Annotated in this window: 16 protein-coding genes; 10 read left to right on the forward strand and 6 right to left on the reverse strand. The window is 72.8% G+C overall.

Features of this window, described 5'->3' with window-relative positions; all coding sequences use genetic code 11:
- Window positions 1–113: 113 nt before the first annotated feature.
- On the reverse strand, window positions 114–635 hold the full coding sequence (gene soxR / locus BS73_RS02770) for a redox-sensitive transcriptional activator SoxR (protein ID WP_051939178.1): 522 nt from the start codon (window positions 633–635) through the stop codon (window positions 114–116).
- Window positions 636–690: 55 nt separating this feature from the next.
- Here soxR and BS73_RS02775 point away from each other — a divergent pair, with 55 nt between their 5' ends.
- Window positions 691–1,422 carry a thiamine pyrophosphate-dependent enzyme gene (locus tag BS73_RS02775; protein ID WP_037568896.1) on the forward strand — a complete coding sequence of 244 codons (732 nt, stop codon included), beginning with the start codon at window positions 691–693 and terminating at the stop codon, window positions 1,420–1,422.
- 78 nt (window positions 1,423–1,500) lie between these two features.
- Window positions 1,501–2,481, forward strand: coding sequence for a transketolase family protein (locus tag BS73_RS02780; protein WP_084703718.1), 981 nt, complete (start codon window positions 1,501–1,503; stop codon window positions 2,479–2,481).
- Window positions 2,482–2,653: 172 nt separating this feature from the next.
- On the opposite strand, the gene BS73_RS35770 is transcribed toward BS73_RS02780, so the two are convergent.
- Complete coding sequence (locus BS73_RS35770) at window positions 2,654–3,106, reverse strand: cell division protein SepF (protein WP_161789624.1); 453 nt, start codon at window positions 3,104–3,106, stop codon at window positions 2,654–2,656.
- 577 nt (window positions 3,107–3,683) lie between these two features.
- Between BS73_RS35770 and BS73_RS02790 the strand changes: the two genes are divergently transcribed.
- Entirely contained in the window at window positions 3,684–4,805 is a 1,122-nt protein-coding gene (locus BS73_RS02790) for a hypothetical protein (RefSeq protein ID WP_037568898.1), read from the forward strand.
- 49 nt (window positions 4,806–4,854) lie between these two features.
- Here the strand turns inward: BS73_RS02790 and BS73_RS02795 are convergent, their stop codons facing one another.
- Together BS73_RS02795 and BS73_RS02800 are read right to left on the reverse strand one after the other, a co-directional pair.
- Complete coding sequence (locus BS73_RS02795) at window positions 4,855–6,054, reverse strand: MFS transporter (protein ID WP_051939182.1); 1,200 nt, start codon at window positions 6,052–6,054, stop codon at window positions 4,855–4,857.
- A 57-nt stretch (window positions 6,055–6,111) separates the two neighbouring features.
- Window positions 6,112–6,318: a hypothetical protein gene (locus BS73_RS02800; protein ID WP_037568900.1), complete on the reverse strand. Its 207-nt coding sequence runs from the start codon at window positions 6,316–6,318 to the stop codon at window positions 6,112–6,114.
- 94 nt (window positions 6,319–6,412) lie between these two features.
- On the opposite strand from BS73_RS02800, the gene BS73_RS02805 reads away from it, so the two are divergent.
- Entirely contained in the window at window positions 6,413–7,312 is a 900-nt protein-coding gene (locus tag BS73_RS02805; RefSeq protein ID WP_037568901.1) for a trypsin-like serine peptidase, read from the forward strand.
- A 71-nt stretch (window positions 7,313–7,383) separates the two neighbouring features.
- Here the strand turns inward: BS73_RS02805 and BS73_RS02810 are convergent, their stop codons facing one another.
- Window positions 7,384–8,313 carry a LysR family transcriptional regulator gene (locus BS73_RS02810; RefSeq protein ID WP_037568903.1) on the reverse strand — a complete coding sequence of 310 codons (930 nt, stop codon included), beginning with the start codon at window positions 8,311–8,313 and terminating at the stop codon, window positions 7,384–7,386.
- Window positions 8,314–8,477: 164 nt separating this feature from the next.
- Here BS73_RS02810 and BS73_RS02815 point away from each other — a divergent pair, with 164 nt between their 5' ends.
- Both BS73_RS02815 and BS73_RS02820 read left to right on the forward strand, forming a co-directional pair.
- Entirely contained in the window at window positions 8,478–8,909 is a 432-nt protein-coding gene (locus BS73_RS02815) for a hypothetical protein (RefSeq protein WP_152617483.1), read from the forward strand.
- A 3-nt stretch (window positions 8,910–8,912) separates the two neighbouring features.
- Entirely contained in the window at window positions 8,913–9,827 is a 915-nt protein-coding gene (locus BS73_RS02820) for a hypothetical protein (RefSeq protein ID WP_037568906.1), read from the forward strand.
- A gap of 132 nt (window positions 9,828–9,959) precedes the next feature.
- Here BS73_RS02820 and BS73_RS02825 read toward each other — a convergent pair whose 3' ends face one another.
- A complete protein-coding gene (locus tag BS73_RS02825; RefSeq protein WP_037568908.1) occupies window positions 9,960–11,363 on the reverse strand; it encodes an MFS transporter in 1,404 nt (467 codons plus the stop codon).
- Between the two features lie 138 nt (window positions 11,364–11,501).
- Between BS73_RS02825 and BS73_RS02830 the strand changes: the two genes are divergently transcribed.
- From BS73_RS02830 to BS73_RS02845, 4 genes are all read left to right on the forward strand, one after another.
- The gene (locus BS73_RS02830) at window positions 11,502–11,723 is read left to right on the forward strand and encodes a DUF2277 domain-containing protein (RefSeq protein WP_037569613.1); all 222 of its coding nucleotides are present in this window, start codon (window positions 11,502–11,504) and stop codon (window positions 11,721–11,723) included.
- Between the two features lie 84 nt (window positions 11,724–11,807).
- Window positions 11,808–12,674 carry an LLM class F420-dependent oxidoreductase gene (locus BS73_RS02835; RefSeq protein ID WP_037568909.1) on the forward strand — a complete coding sequence of 289 codons (867 nt, stop codon included), beginning with the start codon at window positions 11,808–11,810 and terminating at the stop codon, window positions 12,672–12,674.
- Window positions 12,675–12,866: 192 nt separating this feature from the next.
- Window positions 12,867–14,393: an MFS transporter gene (locus tag BS73_RS02840; protein ID WP_037568910.1), complete on the forward strand. Its 1,527-nt coding sequence runs from the start codon at window positions 12,867–12,869 to the stop codon at window positions 14,391–14,393.
- A gap of 125 nt (window positions 14,394–14,518) precedes the next feature.
- Window positions 14,519–16,948: a phosphoketolase family protein gene (locus BS73_RS02845; RefSeq protein WP_037568912.1), complete on the forward strand. Its 2,430-nt coding sequence runs from the start codon at window positions 14,519–14,521 to the stop codon at window positions 16,946–16,948.
- Window positions 16,949–17,117: the final 169 nt, after the last annotated feature.

The raw sequence follows: 17,117 nt of genomic DNA on the forward strand, positions 1-17,117 counted from the left end.
GGTGACGGAGTGTCAAGAGTCCGGGCACGGAGAGAGGTTGGCTGTCCGGCACCGGTAGCGGCGGATACGGACGATTCACGTGAAACGCCCTTAATCCACCACCTGCGGAGCGTCTACTCCAGATCGCCCAATCTGGTCTTCCGGCCTTCCGACGGCCCTACCGACGGCCGCTCCGACGGTGCCGACGGCGTGTCGCCCAGGAGATAGCGGGCGCCCGCCCCGTGCTCGGCGGCCGCGTCGCCCGGGTTGTAGATCCGGCATTTCCGCAGCGACAGGCATCCGCAGCCGATGCAGCTGCTCAACTGGTCCCGCAGTCGCCGGAGTTCACCGATCTGCTGGTCGATCCTCGACTGCCAGGCCCGGGCCACCCGGTCCCACTCGCCGGCCGTCGGCGGCCGGCGCTCCGGCAGCCGCTCCAGCGCCTCGCGCGCCTCCTCCAGCGAGAGCCCCACCCGCTGCGCCGCCCGGACGAACGCCACTCGCCTCAACTCGGCCCGCTGATAGCGGCGTTGACCACCGGCCGTGCGCTCGGGATGGATCAGTCCGAGCTCCTCGTAGTAGCGCAGCGCGGACGGCGCCAGCCCGCTGCGGGCGGAGAGCTCGCCGATGCTCAACCAGTCCTGAAGTGCGGTCACCGCGTCTCCCCGGGCTTCTTGACTTCAAGTGGGCTTGAGGTTGCAGGCTCATCCTATGACTGTTGCAGAGGCAAGCGACCAGGCTCAGTCGGACGCCCTCGGCTACGCCGACCTCACCCGACTGATGTCCCTGATGACCGGCGACGAGAAGCACACCGCCGCCGCCACCTCCACCCTCGACGCCCTCTGGGTGCTCTACGACCGGGTGCTGCGGGTCTCACCCCAGACCGCGGACCACCCCGACCGGGACCGCTTCCTCCTCTCCAAGGGACACGGCCCGATGGCCTACTACGCGGTCCTCGCCGCCAAGGGCTTCCTTGACCCCGCGGTGCTGCCCGGCTTCGGCGGCTACGACTCACCGCTCGGCCACCACCCCGACCGGCTCCTGGTGCCGGGAGTGGAGATCGGCAGCGGCTCGCTCGGGCACGGACTGCCGATCGCCGTCGGCACCGCGCTCGGTCTCCGCGCCCGGCAGCGGATCCGCCCGGACGGCAGCCGGCCGGCGGTCTGGGTACTGATCGGCGACGCCGAGCTCGACGAGGGCAGCAACCACGAGGCCATCGCCTTCGCCGGAGCGGCGGGCGTCGAGGAGCTCCGCGCCGTGGTGATCGACAACCAGTCGGCCACCCACGGCTGGCCCGGCGGCATCGAGTCCCGCTTCCGCGCGGCCGGCTGGACCGCCGAGACGGTCTACGGCCGCGACCACGGGGCGCTGCTGCGCGCGTACCGGGGAGGCCGCCCTGGCAGCCCGCACGCCGTCATCGCGGTCGTCGAACCCAAGGACTGAAGACCTCAAGACCTCAAGACCTCACGAGTCGAAGAGCCCGAACCCACCGCAGACCGGAAGCGCAAGGAGCCCCTCGCCATGACCACGAGCACCGTTCAGCCCGCCACCGTCCGCCCCACAGCCGCCCGCCCCACAGCCGCCCGCCCCGCGGCCGCGGATGAGGACGCCCGGTCCCGCTTCTACCGCGTAGCCGCCGAACTCCTGGACGAGGACCCGCGGATCGCGGTCGTGCTGGCGGACATCGGCGCCGATCGCTTCGCCCGGTCCGCCCGCGCCCACCCCGACCGCGTCGTCAACGTCGGCATCAGGGAGCAACTGCTGGTCGGCGTCACCTCGGGACTCGCCCTGGCCGGCATGCGGCCCCTCGCCCACACCTTCGGCTCCTTTCTCGTCGAGCGCCCCTTCGAGCAGATCAAGCTCGACCTCAACCACCAGGGCCTCGGCGCCGTACTGGTCAGCGCCCTCGGCTCGTACGACTGGCCGGCGGGCGGCCGCACCCACATGTCACCCGGCGACGTGGCCCTGCTGGACACCCTGCCCGACTGGACCGTCCACGTCCCCGGCCACCCCGACGAGGCCGAGCTGCTGCTGCGGCATGCGGCGGCGGGGGAGGGGCTGGTCTACCTCCGGCTCTCGGCCCAGACCAACTCCACCGCCCAGCCGGTCGCCCCCGGTCGTTTCCTGACCGTCCGGCAGGGCACCGCCGAGAGCGGCACGGTGGTCCTCGCCGTGGGCCCGATGCTGGACAACGTACTCGCCGCCACTGACAACCTGGACGTGACGGTCCTCTACGCGGCCACCGTCCGCCCGTTCGACGGCGCCGCGCTGCGGGCGGGGACGGCCGGCGCGGGCGTGGCCGACGTGGTCCTGGTCGAGCCGTATCTGGCCGGCACCTCGGTGCCGTTCGCCGCCGAGGCGCTCGCCGACCGGCCGCACCGGCTGCTCGGACTGGGCGTGCCGAGGGCGGAACTGCGCCGCTACGGAACGATGGAGGAGCACATCGAGGCCCACGGCCTGGATCCGGCCTCCTTGCGGGCCCGCATCTCCGGGTGGCTCTGACCCGCCGGCTCCGACCCGCCGGCTCTGACCGGCCGGCTCTGTCCGTGCGTCCCCCCGGGCCCGAACGCACGAAAGCCCGCGACCGTCTCCTCGTCGGCCGCGGGCGTCGGCGCGCCCCGCACAACCGCCGCCGCCGCTGCTCCGGCGATCCGGCGATGCGGGCGCGGGCCGATCAGCTCTGGTTGTAGAACCCGGTGTCGTCCGTCGGGCCGTCGATCACCACGACCTCGACGTCACGGGGGGCCAGCAGGAAGACCCGCCGGGCGACCCGCTCGATGCTGCCCCGGGTGCCGAAGATCAGACCGGAGGCGAAGTCGACGAGCCGCTTGGCGTCCGCGTCGGCCATCTCCGAGACGTCCATCAGCACCGGGGTGCCGCTGCGGACGAATTCGCCCACCTGCCGGGCCGATTCGAAGCCGGTCGGCCGCACCGAGGCGATCCGGGTGGGCTGGGCCTCGGCCGGCGGCTCGGGGGCCGCACGCAATACCGGCTGAGTTGTCCAGGCGTCCTGGAACTCCTCGCCCTCCTCGGCATATGCGTATCCGCCCGAGGTGTACTCGGCTGCCGCATAGCCGCCCGTAGGCGCAAGCCATCCGCGGTACTCGTCGCGCAGTGCTGCTCCCATGTCCTGCCTCCCCGTGATTGCCGGACGTTCCGCGGGGTGGGCCTGGTCGAGACCGTTCCGGGAACTGTCCGAGTATCGCATTGATCACCCGTCCGGCGCCTGTCAGGGGACGCCCGCCGCGCCGATTGTTCCTCGGGTGTGACATTTGAGGATGCGTTAAGCCAGCCAATCGAGCGCAAGTTCGAAACCGTGTACGAATTCTGATGGCTATTCAGCAAGTGGCCCTGGTCCCAAGTCGTTTCGAGCCCGAAAGGGGCCGGCTTCCCCACCTCGCTCGCGCGGGGTTCGCCGACCGCCGCCACCATGCCGGACATGATGGCCTGTCAGGTTTCTCCGGCACCACTCCTTTCCGGCCACTTCACTCGACGGTGTGTGACTTCACTCCCTGGGGGCAGGGAAGGCCGTCGCTCCGATCGCCGCTCGAACGAGTGGACCGGCAGCAGCCGCATTCCCCGATGAGCGACCGAATATGCGCATCCGGGCAGGGCGCCTAAAGCTGAACTTTAGGGTGAGGGTGGAGGCGGTGTGAGGGACCCGCCGGGAGCCCGTTGTCAGAGGTCCCGGCTAGCGTGGGATCGTGCGATGGACAGGCCAGTGGAACGGAATCGTCGTCAGCGAGGCGCTCAGCGACCCCACCCTCGTCAACCGGCTGCGGGTCACCGACGCCCGGATCGAGACGGCGCCGGAGGGGCTGCGTCACCGGTACTGGGTGAGCGCCGATCCGGAGCAGGTCGACCTGATCGGCCGGCATCTCAAACCCGGGCCCTGCTGCGCCCACTTCTGGCAGGGCTCCCGCCTGCTGGTGCTCTTCCACGACGCGCGGTTCGACGTCTCCCGGTACGACAGGGACACCTGGGCGGCGCTCCGCACCTTCGCCGGTGCGCGCGGCCTGCCCATCGACCCCCTCGAACTGCCCACCGGCCCGCCGCCGCGTCCGGACGTCCCCGCGCCGGCCGCGCGGCCCGCCGGCGAGGACGGGGCCGGGAGCACGACCGCCTCCGGGCCCGGGCCCGGGCGCGAGGTCGTGCCCGCCGCCGCGCCCGGCGTCGAGTCCCCGGCACACCTCCGGGCCGTGGTCCTGGTCGACGACGAGGTCGACGAGCTCTTCGAGGCGGTGACGGCCGAGCTCCTCGCACCGCTCACCGAGACCTCGGCCGACGCGGAGGTGCGATCGGCCGACGCCGCGCTGCGCAGGCTGCGCGCCGCCCTGGACGTTCCGATCGACGCCCGCGAGGCATCGACGGCCGCCGCGGCGGGCGGCAGGTCCGCCCCGCCGGTCGCCGCCGCGACCTCCGGCCATCCCCGGGTCTTCGCCCCCAACGGCCGCTGGGAGCACGCCGGCCTGCGCCTGGCCGCGCTGGCCGCCGCGGACCTGGAGGCCCTCCGCGGTCTGCTGCTCTCGCTCTCCGCAGGTCTCCTCGACGAGGGCCCGCCGCGGCATCCGGTGACGCGGCTGTCCCGGCCGCGGGCGCGGATGGGCGCGCTGGCCCGCCTCCTCGCCGTGCTGGACCTCCCGCCCGACCACGACACCCGGCAGCTCTCCCGCGCCCTCGACCCGGAGTCCCGCCCGGCGGACTCACCGGACGTGGTGCTGACCCACGATCAGGAACGCAGCTTCCAGCGCTTCGCCCACCGGGTCACCATGCTCCTCACCGAGTCCGACCCCCTCCACCGGTTCCTGTTGACTCCCGACTCCTGATCCCCGAGGCCGGAGCCCCGACCTCCTGCGCCCTGCCCCCTGGCCGGTTTCAGTCGCGGCGGGCGTCGGCCGCTCGCAGCGCGCCCGCACAGCCGACGAGGCCGATCAGCAGGAGGAGGGTCACCAGGCCGAAGGAGACGGGAAGGGAGGTGGCCTGCGCGATGGCGCCGATCACGGCGGGGGCGACCAGCCCCGAGGTGTAGCTGATGGTGGCGATGCCGGCGATGGCCTGGCTCGGATTGGGGCCGCTCTTGCCCGCCGCCGCGAAGGCCAGCGGCACCACGACCGCGATCCCCACGCCGATCAGGGCGAAGCCGGCGATGGCCGGAATCTGCCCCCGCCCCAGTGCCACCAGCAGTCCGCCGAGTACCGAGGCGACGCCCATCCAGCGCACCGTCCGCACCGCTCCCAGCCGCCGGACCAGCAGGTCCCCGGCGAGCCGGCTGGCGGCCATCGTGCAGGCGAACGCCGTGTACGCGGACGCGGCCACGCCCGCCGACGCCCCGGCCACGTCTCGGAGGTACACCCCGCTCCAGTCCGAGCCCGCCCCCTCGGCGAAGACCGCGCAGAAGCCCACCAGGCCGATCGCCAGCGCCGAGCGCGGCGGCAGCGCGAACCTCGGCGGCGCCGCCTCGCCCGGCTCCGGTCGGACGTCCAGCAGGCCCCGGGCGGCGAACAGGCCTATCCCGGCCAGCAGCAGTGCCATCACGGCGTGGTGCACCCGCGCGTCCACTCCGTAATGGGCGGCCAGCGCGCCGATCAGGGAGGCGACCAGGCCGCCCACGCTCCACATCCCGTGCAGCCCGGACATGATCGAGCGCCCGAGCCGCTGCTCGACGCCCACCCCCTGGGCGTTCATCGCCACGTCCGCCATCCCCGCCGTCGCGCCGTAGACCAGCAGCGCGGCGCAGAGCACCGGCAGGTCGGGGGAGAGGGAGGGCAGCGCCAGGGCCAGGCACCACAGGACGAGCAGCCCGCCGACGGCGGTGCGCTCCCCGTAGCGGTGGACGATCCGGCTGGCCAGGGGCATCGCCAGGGAGGCGCCGACCGCGGGGGCGGCCAGGGCCAGCCCCAACTGCCCGGTGCTCAGCCCGAGATGGCCCTGGATCCAGGGAATCCGGGTGGCGAAGCTTCCGGTGACCGCGCCGTGGACGGCGAACACCACCGCGACCGAGCGCCGGGCCCGCTGAAGCCGGAGATCCCGCGCCGGCGCCCTCTCCTCGGAGTCCCCGGCAACCGCCGCCCCCATGCTGTCCGCCCTCCCCGGCTCGCGTCCCCCGGCGGCCGGTCCGCCGACGGCCCGCCGCTATGCCTTCCCCGAACTCAGCGCGCCACTGCCGAGGACCACCGAGGCGGTCAACCCCACGAGCACCAGCAGCGCGTAGAGCGCTCCGGCGATCTTCTCACGCGGGGTCCGCTGCGGCCTCGGCGGCGGTGCCACGTCCCAGCCGCCGCCCTGGTGGACCCCGACCTCGGCGAACCTGCCCGGGCCGCCGGGGCCGGATGCCGGCACGAAGGTCCCGCCCGGACGCGGTCGGCTAGCGGGCCCGGCGCGCCGGAGCCACCATCACTCAGTAGGTCCCAGCCCTGCGGAAGGCCGACGCCTGATGTCTCCGGAAGCCCGCGTACGACGGCGGTCCCGAGCGGTACGGGGCCTGCCGGCCGTCCTCGTCTGGACCGCCGCGCTGCTCGCCCCTGCCGCCTGCTCCTCCACCCCTTCCAGCAGCGGTGCCTCCTCAGGGATCTCGGGGACGGCCGTCGCCGCGTCCCCCTCCCAGGCGCAGACCTGGTCCCCGGGCCGGCTGGAGCGGGCCCGGGCCGCCCACAGGCCCGGCGTCGGGCACAACGCCCGCCCGACCCAGGGCAATCTGCGGATCGGCGCGATCTTCGACCACGACTCCTCCGGCGACCACTTCTGCAGCGGGAGCGTGGTGGACAGCGCGGGGCGGAACCTGGTGATCACCGCGGCGCACTGCATCCACGGCGGGAAGGGCCAGGGGTTCAAGAGCGATGTCGTCTTCGTCCCCGGCTACCGCTCCGGGCAGGAGCCCAACGGCCAGTGGCAGGTCGCCTCGCTGATCGTGGACCCGCGCTGGGCCGACTCCTCCGATCCGGACCTGGACGTCGCCTTCCTGGTGCTGCGGAAGAACGACGGCCGGAACATCGAGGACGTGCTGGGCGGCAACAGGCTCGGCATCGACACCGGTTTCGACCACCGGGTGCGGATCACCGGCTACCCCTCCTCCGCCGACGCCCCGGTGACCTGTGTGAACCGGACGAGTCGGCAGAGCAGTACGCAGACCCGGATCGCCTGCACCGGCTTCCCCGGCGGGACCAGCGGCAGCCCGTGGGTGACCGCGGTGGACCCGGCCACCCACACCGGCACGGTGATCGGCGTGATCGGCGGCTACCAGGAGGGCGGCGACACCGACAGCGTCTCGTACAGCGCGTACTTCGGCTCGGACGTCCAGGCCCTGTACCGGCGCGCCGAGGCCGCCGGCGGCTGACCGCTTCCGGCCGGCCTCCGAGACGGCGGGATCGCCCAGGCGGCGGGGTGGCCGAGGCCGGCGGGCGCCCGTCAGGCCCGGCTGGTCCCCGGTGGCAGGGTGCCCGCCCGGTCCGCGTTCTCCAGGTACTCCATCAGCACCGAGCGCAGCTCCCGTGCGGCGGCCGGCGGGGCGACGTCCTTGCGGTGCGCCAGCCCGATGGTCCGCCGCAGGCCCGGCGGCCGGAAGCGGGTGGTCCGCAGCGGCCGGTGGGTGGGCACGACCATGCTGGGCAGCACCGCGAGGCCGAGCCCCGCCTCGACCATCCCCAGCACCGCGTCCATCTCGCCGCCCTCGACCGCGAAGCTCGGCTCGAAGCCCTCCGCGCGGCAGGCCGCCATGGTGAACTCCCGCAGGTCGTAGCCGTGCCGGAACATCACCAGCGGATGCCGGCGGAGGTCCTGGATGTCCAGGTACGGCTTCTCCACCGGCGGCGGGGTGTGCGGGGCGGAGGCCACCACCAGCTCCTCGGTGAGCAGTTCGGTGGTGTCCAGTGCCGGGTCGTGGCTCTGCAGGGGGAGGATCAGCAGCGCCAGGTCGAGGCCGCCGGAGGCCAGCTCGCCGACCAGGTCGCGGGAGCCGCCCTCCTGGATGTGGAGGGCGATCCCGGGGTGGCGCCGGTGGTAGGCCCGCAGCACCTGGGGCAGGAGTCCGGTGCAGAGGCTGGGAGTGGCCCCCAGCCTGACCCGCCCGCTGCGGACCCCGGCGACCTCCTGGACCTCGGCCCGGGCCCGCTCGGCGTCCGCGGTCATCCGGCGGGCCAGCGGCAGCAGTGCGTTGCCGGCGTCGGTGAGGGTGATGTTGCCGCGGGCACGGTGGAACAGCTCTGCGCCCAGCTCCTTCTCCAGCGCCCGGATCTGCTGCGACAGCGAGGGCTGGGCCACGTGCATCGCCTGCGCGGCCCGGGTGAAGTGCCTGGTCTCCGCCACCGCGAGGAAGTAGGAGAGCTGCTGCAGCTGCATACGGACACCCTACCGTGCGATAGCATCACTCTATCGATGGACAGGTTCTCATGCATTCGGCCCCTGGCTCCGGAGCGCCCGGAGCACCGCGCACCACCCCTTTTCGGGCATGCCTGCCGAGCGGCGCGCCCCCACTGCTCGTAGGGTCACTGTCTATGACACCTGTGAGCTCCACACGGTCCGGCAGGACGATGCTGTCCGCGACACACTTCGCGGACACCGATTCCGTACGGGATTACGCCTCCGGACTCTCCCACCAGCAGTTGCAGTGCCGTGACTTCGGCCACAACTGGCGCCCGCACACCGCCACCCGGCGCGGCGACGGCGGCTACGACCGCACCCTGGTCTGCCGTTGCAAGGCCAGGCGGATCCAGGTCCTGGACTCGTATGGGCGTATCGTCAACACCCACTACGAATACCCGGAGGGTTACCAGATGCCCAAGGGGTCCGGCCGGATCAGCAGCGACGACAAGGGCGTCCTCCGGCTGGCCAGTATCGAGCAGAACCTGGAGGCCACCACGCCCCGCAAGACCGGCCGCGGCGCTGCCCGCGGTGGCCAGAGCAATACCCGTACGCGTTCCCGCAGGACCCGCTGACCCATGGCACAAGACGTCACCATCACCCTCTGGTGCGACTGGTGCGATCTGCTCGGACTGGAGCACGTCGCAGCAAGCCACTCGCACACCCTCGCCCTCGACGGGCAGCCCCGCCGCGTCGACCTCTGCGAGCGCTGCCACCTCGCTCTGGAGCCCCTGGAGGAGCTCTACCGCGAGCGCGGCCAGCGCATCGAGGAGTCGGACGGCCGAGGCCGCCGAAAGTCCGCCGGCGCGCGCAGGTCCGTCGACCCGGGCAGCGCCCCGGGCGCCCTGCCCCCGGGCCTGGCAGAGCACCGGCTCGCCACCGAGGCAGCGCCCAGCAAGCCGCGCAGCAACCCGGAGGTACTGACCCGCCGGGGCGGCCGCGTCCGCGATCCCGACCAGCCGAGCCTGATCTGCCCGCTGGAGCACCCGCACAGCGGGACCGGCTCGATGCGGATCAACTACGCCGGCCGGTCCAGCCACGCGGACATGGTCCACGGCCTCCACTACACGCAGATCCACTGGCAGGACCCGGACCACATCCTCACCGTGCCCTGCCGGATGCACCAGCGCTGCCTGGACAACGAGATCTCGTTCACCAGCCGCCGCGGGCTCACCAACCACATCGCCACCAGCAACCTCCCGACCCTCGACGGGGCGGACGAGGGCGACGGGGCGGAGCGGTCGGCGGGGCCGGGCGACGGCTCGGAGCCGACCGGCCCCGATGCCGATTCCGACCCGGATCCCGGGACCGACTCCGGAACCGAAGCCGCGAGCGAGCCGCAGCCCCGGCACGATGCGGGGTCCGAGGAGGATTCCGAGGAGGGGCCCGAGGCCGAAGGCGCCGAGGCGAGGGAGCCCGACGAGCGCCACGAGCGGGCCGAGGAGGAGGGCTCGGGCCGGCAGAGGCCGGCCGCGCTCTTCTCCGCACCCTGACCCGAGCCGCCTCCCGCCCCCGTGACCTGGACCCGGGCGGCGGCCCCGCCGCCCGGCAGGACCCGGGTGGCGGGGTGCCCGCTCTCCGGGTCGCTCGACCGGGCGTTCGGAACTCGGAGCGAGGCGCGCCCGCTAGCCGGCCGGCGCCGCGGCGGCGGCCGCCTCGGTGCTGCTCAGCGAGGGCTTGGAGCCCTTCAGCGGCCGGCGGGCGGTCTCCCGCAGCCAGTAGACCGACACCGCGCCCACCACCCCCGCGCCGATCAGGTAGTACCCCGGCCAGTTGAGGTCGCCGGTGGCCAGCACCAGCGCGCTCAGCACGGTGGCGGTGGTCCCGCCGAAGGCGGAGACGAAGATGTTGAAGGTGATGGTCAGTCCGCCGTTGCGGATCTCCGTGGGGAACATCGCGGGCAGCGTGGACGGGCAGGTCGAGGAGAAGCAGACCAGGGTGAGGCCCATGATCAGCAGACCGCCCATGGTCGCCGGCAGCCCGCCCAGCTGCACCAGCAGCACGGACGGCAGGGCGAGGATGACCAGAGCGAGACTGCCGGTCATCAGCACGGGCCGGCGGCCCACCCGGTCGCTCAGCCTGCCGAGCAGGGTGACCAGGACCATCAGCACCAGCAGCACGATGATCTGCAGCACCTCTGAGGTGGTCTCGCTGGTGCCGTTCTTTCCGTGGTCGGGCAGCGTCGAGGTGAGATAGGTCGGCATATAGCTGGTCAGCGTGTAGTTGGTGACGTTCCAGGCGATCACCAGACCGCCGGCCGCCAGCATGGTGCGCCAGTGGTCGGCGAAGATCATCTTGAACTCGCTGCCGACGGGCATCCCCTGGTGCGACTCGGCCGCCTCCAGTTTCGCCGTGAAGGCCGGCGTCTCCTCCAGCCGCAGCCGCAGGAAGAGGCCGATCACGCCGATCGGCAGCGCCAGCAGGAAGGGGATCCGCCAGCCCCAGCCGTCCAGTTGGGAGGTGCTGAGGGCGCTGGTGAGGACGGTGGCGAAGGTGGCGCCGAAGGCGTAGCCGGTCAGCGTGCCGAACTCCAGCCAGCTGCCGAGGAATCCCCGCCGCCGGTCCGGGGCGTACTCGGCGATGAAGGTCATCGCGCCGCCGTACTCCCCGCCGGTGGAGAAGCCCTGGATCAGGCGGGCGAGGAGGACCAGCAGCGGCGCGGCGATGCCGATCGACGCATAGCTGGGGATCAGGCCGAGGGCGAAGGTGCCACAGGCCATCGTGATGACGGTGACGGCGAGCACCTGGGTCCGGCCGAGGCGGTCGCCGAGCGGCCCGAAGACCAGTCCGCCGATCGGGCGGACCAGGAACGAGGCGGCGAACGTGCCCAGCGTGGCGACCTGCGCCATTCCGTCCGGGAGGCCGGAGAAGAACACCTTGGAGATGGTGGTCGCCAGATAGGAGTAGACGCCGAAGTCGTACCACTCCGTCACGTTCCCGATCGCCGCGGCCCCCACCGCTCTGCGGACCAGCGCCTCGTCGGTGACGATCACATCCGTCGAACGCTCCGCGGGAGCTTCCTCAGCCATGTCCGGATAGTCCCAAATCTTCCCCCGTGGTTGTCGGATCCCGATCCTCCCTGCGTGTCACCGCCGTCCGGGCCGGTCATGCGTGCCGAGGCCGGCTTTCCCACCGGCGGCCCCGGCCTCTCCGGGTACGGTCGGACCATGTGTCGAAGCATCAAGACCCTGCGCCCGCCCTACGCGGAAGCCGTCACCGAGGCCGACATGCGGGCGGCGGCGCTGCAGTACGTGCGCAAGGTGTCCGGTTTCCGGCAGCCCGCCGCCCACAACGCCGCGGCCTTCGAGCGAGCGGTGGAGCAGATCACCGCCGCCACCGCGGAACTGCTGGACCACCTGGAGGTCCGCGGGCAGGGCCAGGCCTCATAGGCCCCGTGGGCCCCTTTCGGCGCACGCCCTAGAGTGCTGGGAGATCCCGCACAGGACGCACGGCTACCGAGAGGCGGAGGACCGATGGATCTCACCGGCGTGGGCGTATGGAGCTCCCAGCTGCGGTACGGCGACCCGGCGGAGGTCGTCGAGGCCGCCGCCGAGCTCGAGGAACTCGGCTACCGCGCGCTGTGGATCCCGGATGTCGGGGGCCCGGTCGCCGAGTCGCTCGACCGGCTGCTCGGCGCCACTCGGGAGATCACCGTCGCCACCGGGATCCTGAACCTGTGGAAGCACACCCCGCAGCAGGCCGCCTCCGCGTATGCCGCACTGGCCGCCGCCCACGGGCCGCGCTTCCTGATGGGCATCGGGGTCAGCCACGCACCGCTGATCGACGCGGACGAGCCCGGCCGCTACCGGCGCCCGCTCTCCGCCATGCGGGAGTTCCTGGACGGACTGGACGCGGCCGAGCCGCCGGTCCCCGCCACCGAGCGGGTGCTGGCCGCGCTGGGCCCCAGGATGCTGACCCTGGCCGCCGAGCGGGCCCGCGGGGTCCACCCCTACCTGGTCACCCCGGAGCACACCCGGCGGGCCCGGGACATCGTCGGGCCCGAGGCGCTGGTGCTGCCCGAGCAGACCGCGATCCTCGCCCGGGACCGCGAGGAGGCGCGGTCGATCGGCACCGAGTGGCTGCGCGGCTACCTGGCACTGCCGAACTACGCCCGGAACATCGTCCGGCTCGGCTTCACCGAGGAGGACCTCCGGCAGGTCAGCGACCGGCTCTTCGACGCGCTGATCGTCTGGGGGGACGAGGAGGCGGTGCGCACCCGGGTGGAGGCGCACCGGGCGGCCGGCGCCGACCACGTCTGCCTCCAGGTGCTCACCGCAGACCCCGCGCAGAAGTCCTTCCCGCGCGAGGAGTGGCGCCGACTGGCCGCGGCCCTGCACTGACCCCGGCGCGCGAGGCCGGGTGCGAGCAGGGCCACGGCAGGGTTAGGGGCACACCCCCGTCGGCGGCGTCCACACCGCCGAACGGATGGTCCTGACCCGATCGGCGGCGGCCGAACGGGGGCCCCGGCTGGCACCCGCCGCCGGGGCAACGGACGGTGGGTTGATCCGAGCCTTGCAGGAGGGACCGCCCAGATGCCCGAAGCGCCCGAGCACCCGGAGCCAGGCCGCCCGCCGGGCGACCCCGCAGCGTTGGCCCGGCACCGCTTCCTCTTCCGGGCCATCGCCCGCCGGCTCAACCCGGCGCTGCGCCGCAGCGACATCACCGTCACCGACGAACGGGTCGTCAAGCGGGCGACCAAGGCGGCGGCCCTGGGCAACGCGATGGAGTGGTTCGACTTCGGCATCTACTCCTACCTCGCGGTCACCATCGGCAAGGTCTTCTACTCCGGCGCCGGCCCCTCCGTGCAGACGCTGAGCTCGCTGGCCACCTTCGCGATCTCGTTCCTGGTCCGCCCGATCGGCGGGGCGTTCTTCGGGCCCCTCGGCGACCGGATCGGACGCAAGCGGGTGCTCGCCACCACGATGCTGATGATGGCGGCCGGCACCTTCTGCGTCGGCCTGCTGCCGACCTATGCGACCTTCGGCTTCGGCGCGCCGCTGCTCCTCATCCTCTGCCGGCTGGTGCAGGGCTTCTCGACCGGCGGCGAGTACGGCGGCGCCTCCACCTTCATCGCCGAGTACGCGCCGGACCGCAAGCGCGGCTACTACGGCAGCTACCTGGAGTTCGGCACCCTCTGCGGCTACATCGCGGCGGCCGGCCTGGTGGTCGTGCTGCAGACCAACCTCTCCGACTCCGCCATGCTCAGCTGGGGCTGGCGGATCCCCTTCCTGGTCGGCGGGCCGGTCGGGGCCATCGGCCTCTATCTGCGGATGAAGCTCGACGAGACCCCCGCCTTCGCCAAGGCCGCCGAGGCCTCGGCGGCGACCGTGGAGGACGGGGCGGTGGAGCGGATCGAGATCTCGGAGAAGGTCGAGCTGCGCCGGCTGTTCCGGGACGAGTGGCGGGCGCTGCTGCTCTGCATCGCGTTGGTCGGCGCCTACAACGTCACCGACTACATGCTCCTCTCCTATATGCCGACCTATCTGACGGACACCCTGGACTACCCCGCCACCCACGGCACCCTGGTGCTGATCGGCACGATGGCGCTGATGGTCTGCGTGATCAACCAGGTCGGGCGGCTCAACGACCACTACGGGCGCAAACCGCTGCTGATGACCGGCATGCTCGGCTTCCTGGTGCTGACCGTCCCCGCCTTCCTGCTGCTGAAGGCCGGGGCGCTGTGGCAGGTCTGCCTGGGCATGGTGATGCTCGGGCTCTCCCTGGTCTGCCTCCTCGGCACGATGTCGGCGGCGCTGCCCGCCCTCTTCCCCACCAAGGTGCGCTACGGCGGGCTGGCCATCGGCTACAACATCTCCGCCTCGGTCTTCGGCGGCACCACCCCGCTGGTGATGGACGCCCTGGTGAAGGGCACCCGCAACGACATGACGCCGGCGTACTACACCGTCTTCTTCGCGCTGATCGGCGTGGTCTCGGTGGCCGTCATGCGGGAGACCGCCGGAAAGCCGCTGGCCGGCTCGCCGCCGTCGGTCTCCACTCCGGAGGAGGCCCGGGAGCTTGTCGAGTCCCAGGCCGGGCACGCGCCGCTGGAGGAACGCTGAGCGCGGGCCGATCGGGCGCGCCCTGCGGGCCCTTCGGCCCATCCGGTGCGGGCGGGAACCCGGCGAGACTCTGGCACGGCCCGGCAGCCGCGCGAGGCCCACGACGCCCATGAGGGGACCATCGCATGAGGAAACGCCAGGACTCCGTCCGACCGCTGGACGACGACGAACTCGCCCGCATCGACGCCTACTGGCGCGCCGCCGACTACCTGACCGCAGGTCAGCTCTACCTGCTGGACAACCCGCTGCTGCGGGAGCCGCTGCGGCCCGAGCACATCAAGCCCCGGCTGCTCGGCCACTGGGGCACCTCGCCCGGCCTCAACCTGGTCCACGTCCACCTGGACCGGGTCATCCGGGACCGCGACCTGGACGCGATCTGCGTCTGGGGGCCCGGCCACGGCGGCCCGGCCATCCTCGCCAACAGCTGGCTGGACGGCAGCTACACCGACATCTACCCGGACGTCACCCGGGACGCCGAGGGGATGGCCCGGCTCTTCCGGCAGTTCTCCTTCCCGGGCGGGGTGCCCAGCCACGTCGCCCCGGAGACCCCCGGCTCCATCCACGAGGGCGGGGAGCTCGGCTACTCGCTGGCGCACGCCCACGGCGCCGCGCTGGACCACCCGGACCTGCTGGTGGCCTGCGTGATCGGGGACGGCGAGGCGGAGACCGGGCCGCTGGCCGGCTCCTGGAACGCCTTCCGCTTCCTCGACCCGGTGCACGACGGGGCCGTGCTGCCGATCCTCCACCTCAACGGCTACAAGATCTCCAACCCGACCGTGCTGGCCCGGGTCCCCGAGGAGCAACTGGACGCGATGCTCTCCGGCTACGGCCTCGAACCCCTCGCGGTGACCGGCGACGAACCGGCCGACGTCCACCGGAAGATGGCGGCCGCGATGGACACCGCCCTCGACCGGATCGCGGAGATCCAGCGCACCGCCCGGTCCGGGGCGGGAGCTACGGGTGGCCGGGCCTCGGGTGACGGTGCCTCGGCCGACTCGGTGCCGCCGCGCTGGCCGGTGATCGTGCTGCGCACGCCCAAGGGCTGGACGGGGCCGCGCGAGGTGGACGGAGTTCCGGTGGAGGGCACCTGGCGGGCGCACCAGGTCCCGCTGGACGGCGTCCGGGAGAACCCGGCGCACCTCGCCGAACTGGAGGCCTGGCTGCGTTCGTACCGGCCCGAGGAGCTGTTCGACGAGGCGGGCCGGCCGCGGCCCGAGGTGCTCGCCGCCACGCCCCAGGACGAGCGCCGGCTGGGCAGCAATCCGCGAGCCAACGGCGGACTGCTGGTGCGCGAGCTGCCGCTGCGCCCGCTGGAGGAGTTCGCCGTCCCGGTGGACAAGCCCGGCGGGTCGATCCACGAGCCCACCCGGGTGCTCGGCGGGCTGCTGGCCGCCGTGATGGAGGAGACCTCCGGGCCGGATCGCCGGGACTTCCGGATCGTGGGGCCGGACGAGACCGCCTCCAACCGGATCGACGCCGTCTACCGGGCGTCCGGCAAGGCCTGGCAGCTGCCGGTACTCGACACCGACGAGCACCTGTCCCGGGACGGGCGGGTGATGGAGGTCCTCTCCGAGCACCTCTGCCAGGGCTGGCTGGAGGGCTACCTGCTGACCGGGCGGCACGGCCTCTTCTCCTGCTACGAGGCCTTCGTCCACATCGTCGACTCGATGGTCAACCAGCACATCAAGTGGCTGCGCACCTCGCGGTCGCTGCCCTGGCGGGCCCCGGTCGCCTCCCTCAACTACCTTCTCACCTCGCATGTCTGGCGGCAGGACCACAACGGCTTCTCGCACCAGGACCCCGGCTTCGTCGACCACGTGCTGAACAAGAGCCCCGAGGTGGTCCGGGTCTACCTGCCGCCGGACAGCAACACCCTGCTCTGCGTCGCCGAGCACGTGCTGCGCTCCCGCGACCTGGTCAACGTGGTGGTCGCGGGGAAGCAGCCGTGCTTCGACTGGCTCTCCCTGGACGAGGCCCGGGCGCACTGCGCCCGCGGGCTCGGCGTCTGGGAGTGGGCCGGCAGCGAGCGCCGGGACCGGGCCCCCGACGCGGTGCTGGCCTGCGCCGGCGACGTGCCCACTCAGGAGGTGCTGGCCGCGGCCGAACTGATCCGCCGTCACCTGTCGGAGCTGGCGCTGCGGGTGGTCAACGTGGTGGACATGGCGCGGCTGCTGCCCGCCGAGGAGCACCCGCACGGGATGACCGAGGCGGAGTTCGACGCGGTGCTCCCGCCGGACACCCCGATCATCTTCGGCTACCACGGCTACCCGTGGCTGGTGCACCGGCTGACCTACCGCCGCAGCGCCCACCCGCACATCCACGTCCGTGGCTACAAGGAGTCCGGCACCACCACCACACCGTTCGACATGGTGGTGCGGAACGACCTGGACCGGTTCCGGCTGGTGATGGACGTCATCGACCGGGTGCCGGGGCTGGCCGTGCGGGCGGCCGGGGTCCGGCAGGCGATGGCCGACGCCAGGACCCGCCACCACGCCTGGATCCGGGAGCACGGCACCGATCTCCCGGAGATCGCCGAGTGGTCCTGGTCCCTCTGAGGGACGTACCCCCGATCCGCGCCCGGCCGCCGCGTCCTCCGCGGCGGCCGGGCGCGGATCGGCGTGTGCCGGGAGGGGCCGCATGGCGACGGTCCGGCCGCCGGGTTCGGGTGGTGAAGGCGTTCGGGTAGGTGCTGTGGGCCGTCGCCGTGACTCTTGACGTGTCGAG

Origin of the sequence: Phaeacidiphilus oryzae TH49 (assembly GCF_000744815.1) — a bacterium.
Lineage (GTDB): Bacteria > Actinomycetota > Actinomycetes > Streptomycetales > Streptomycetaceae > Phaeacidiphilus > Phaeacidiphilus oryzae.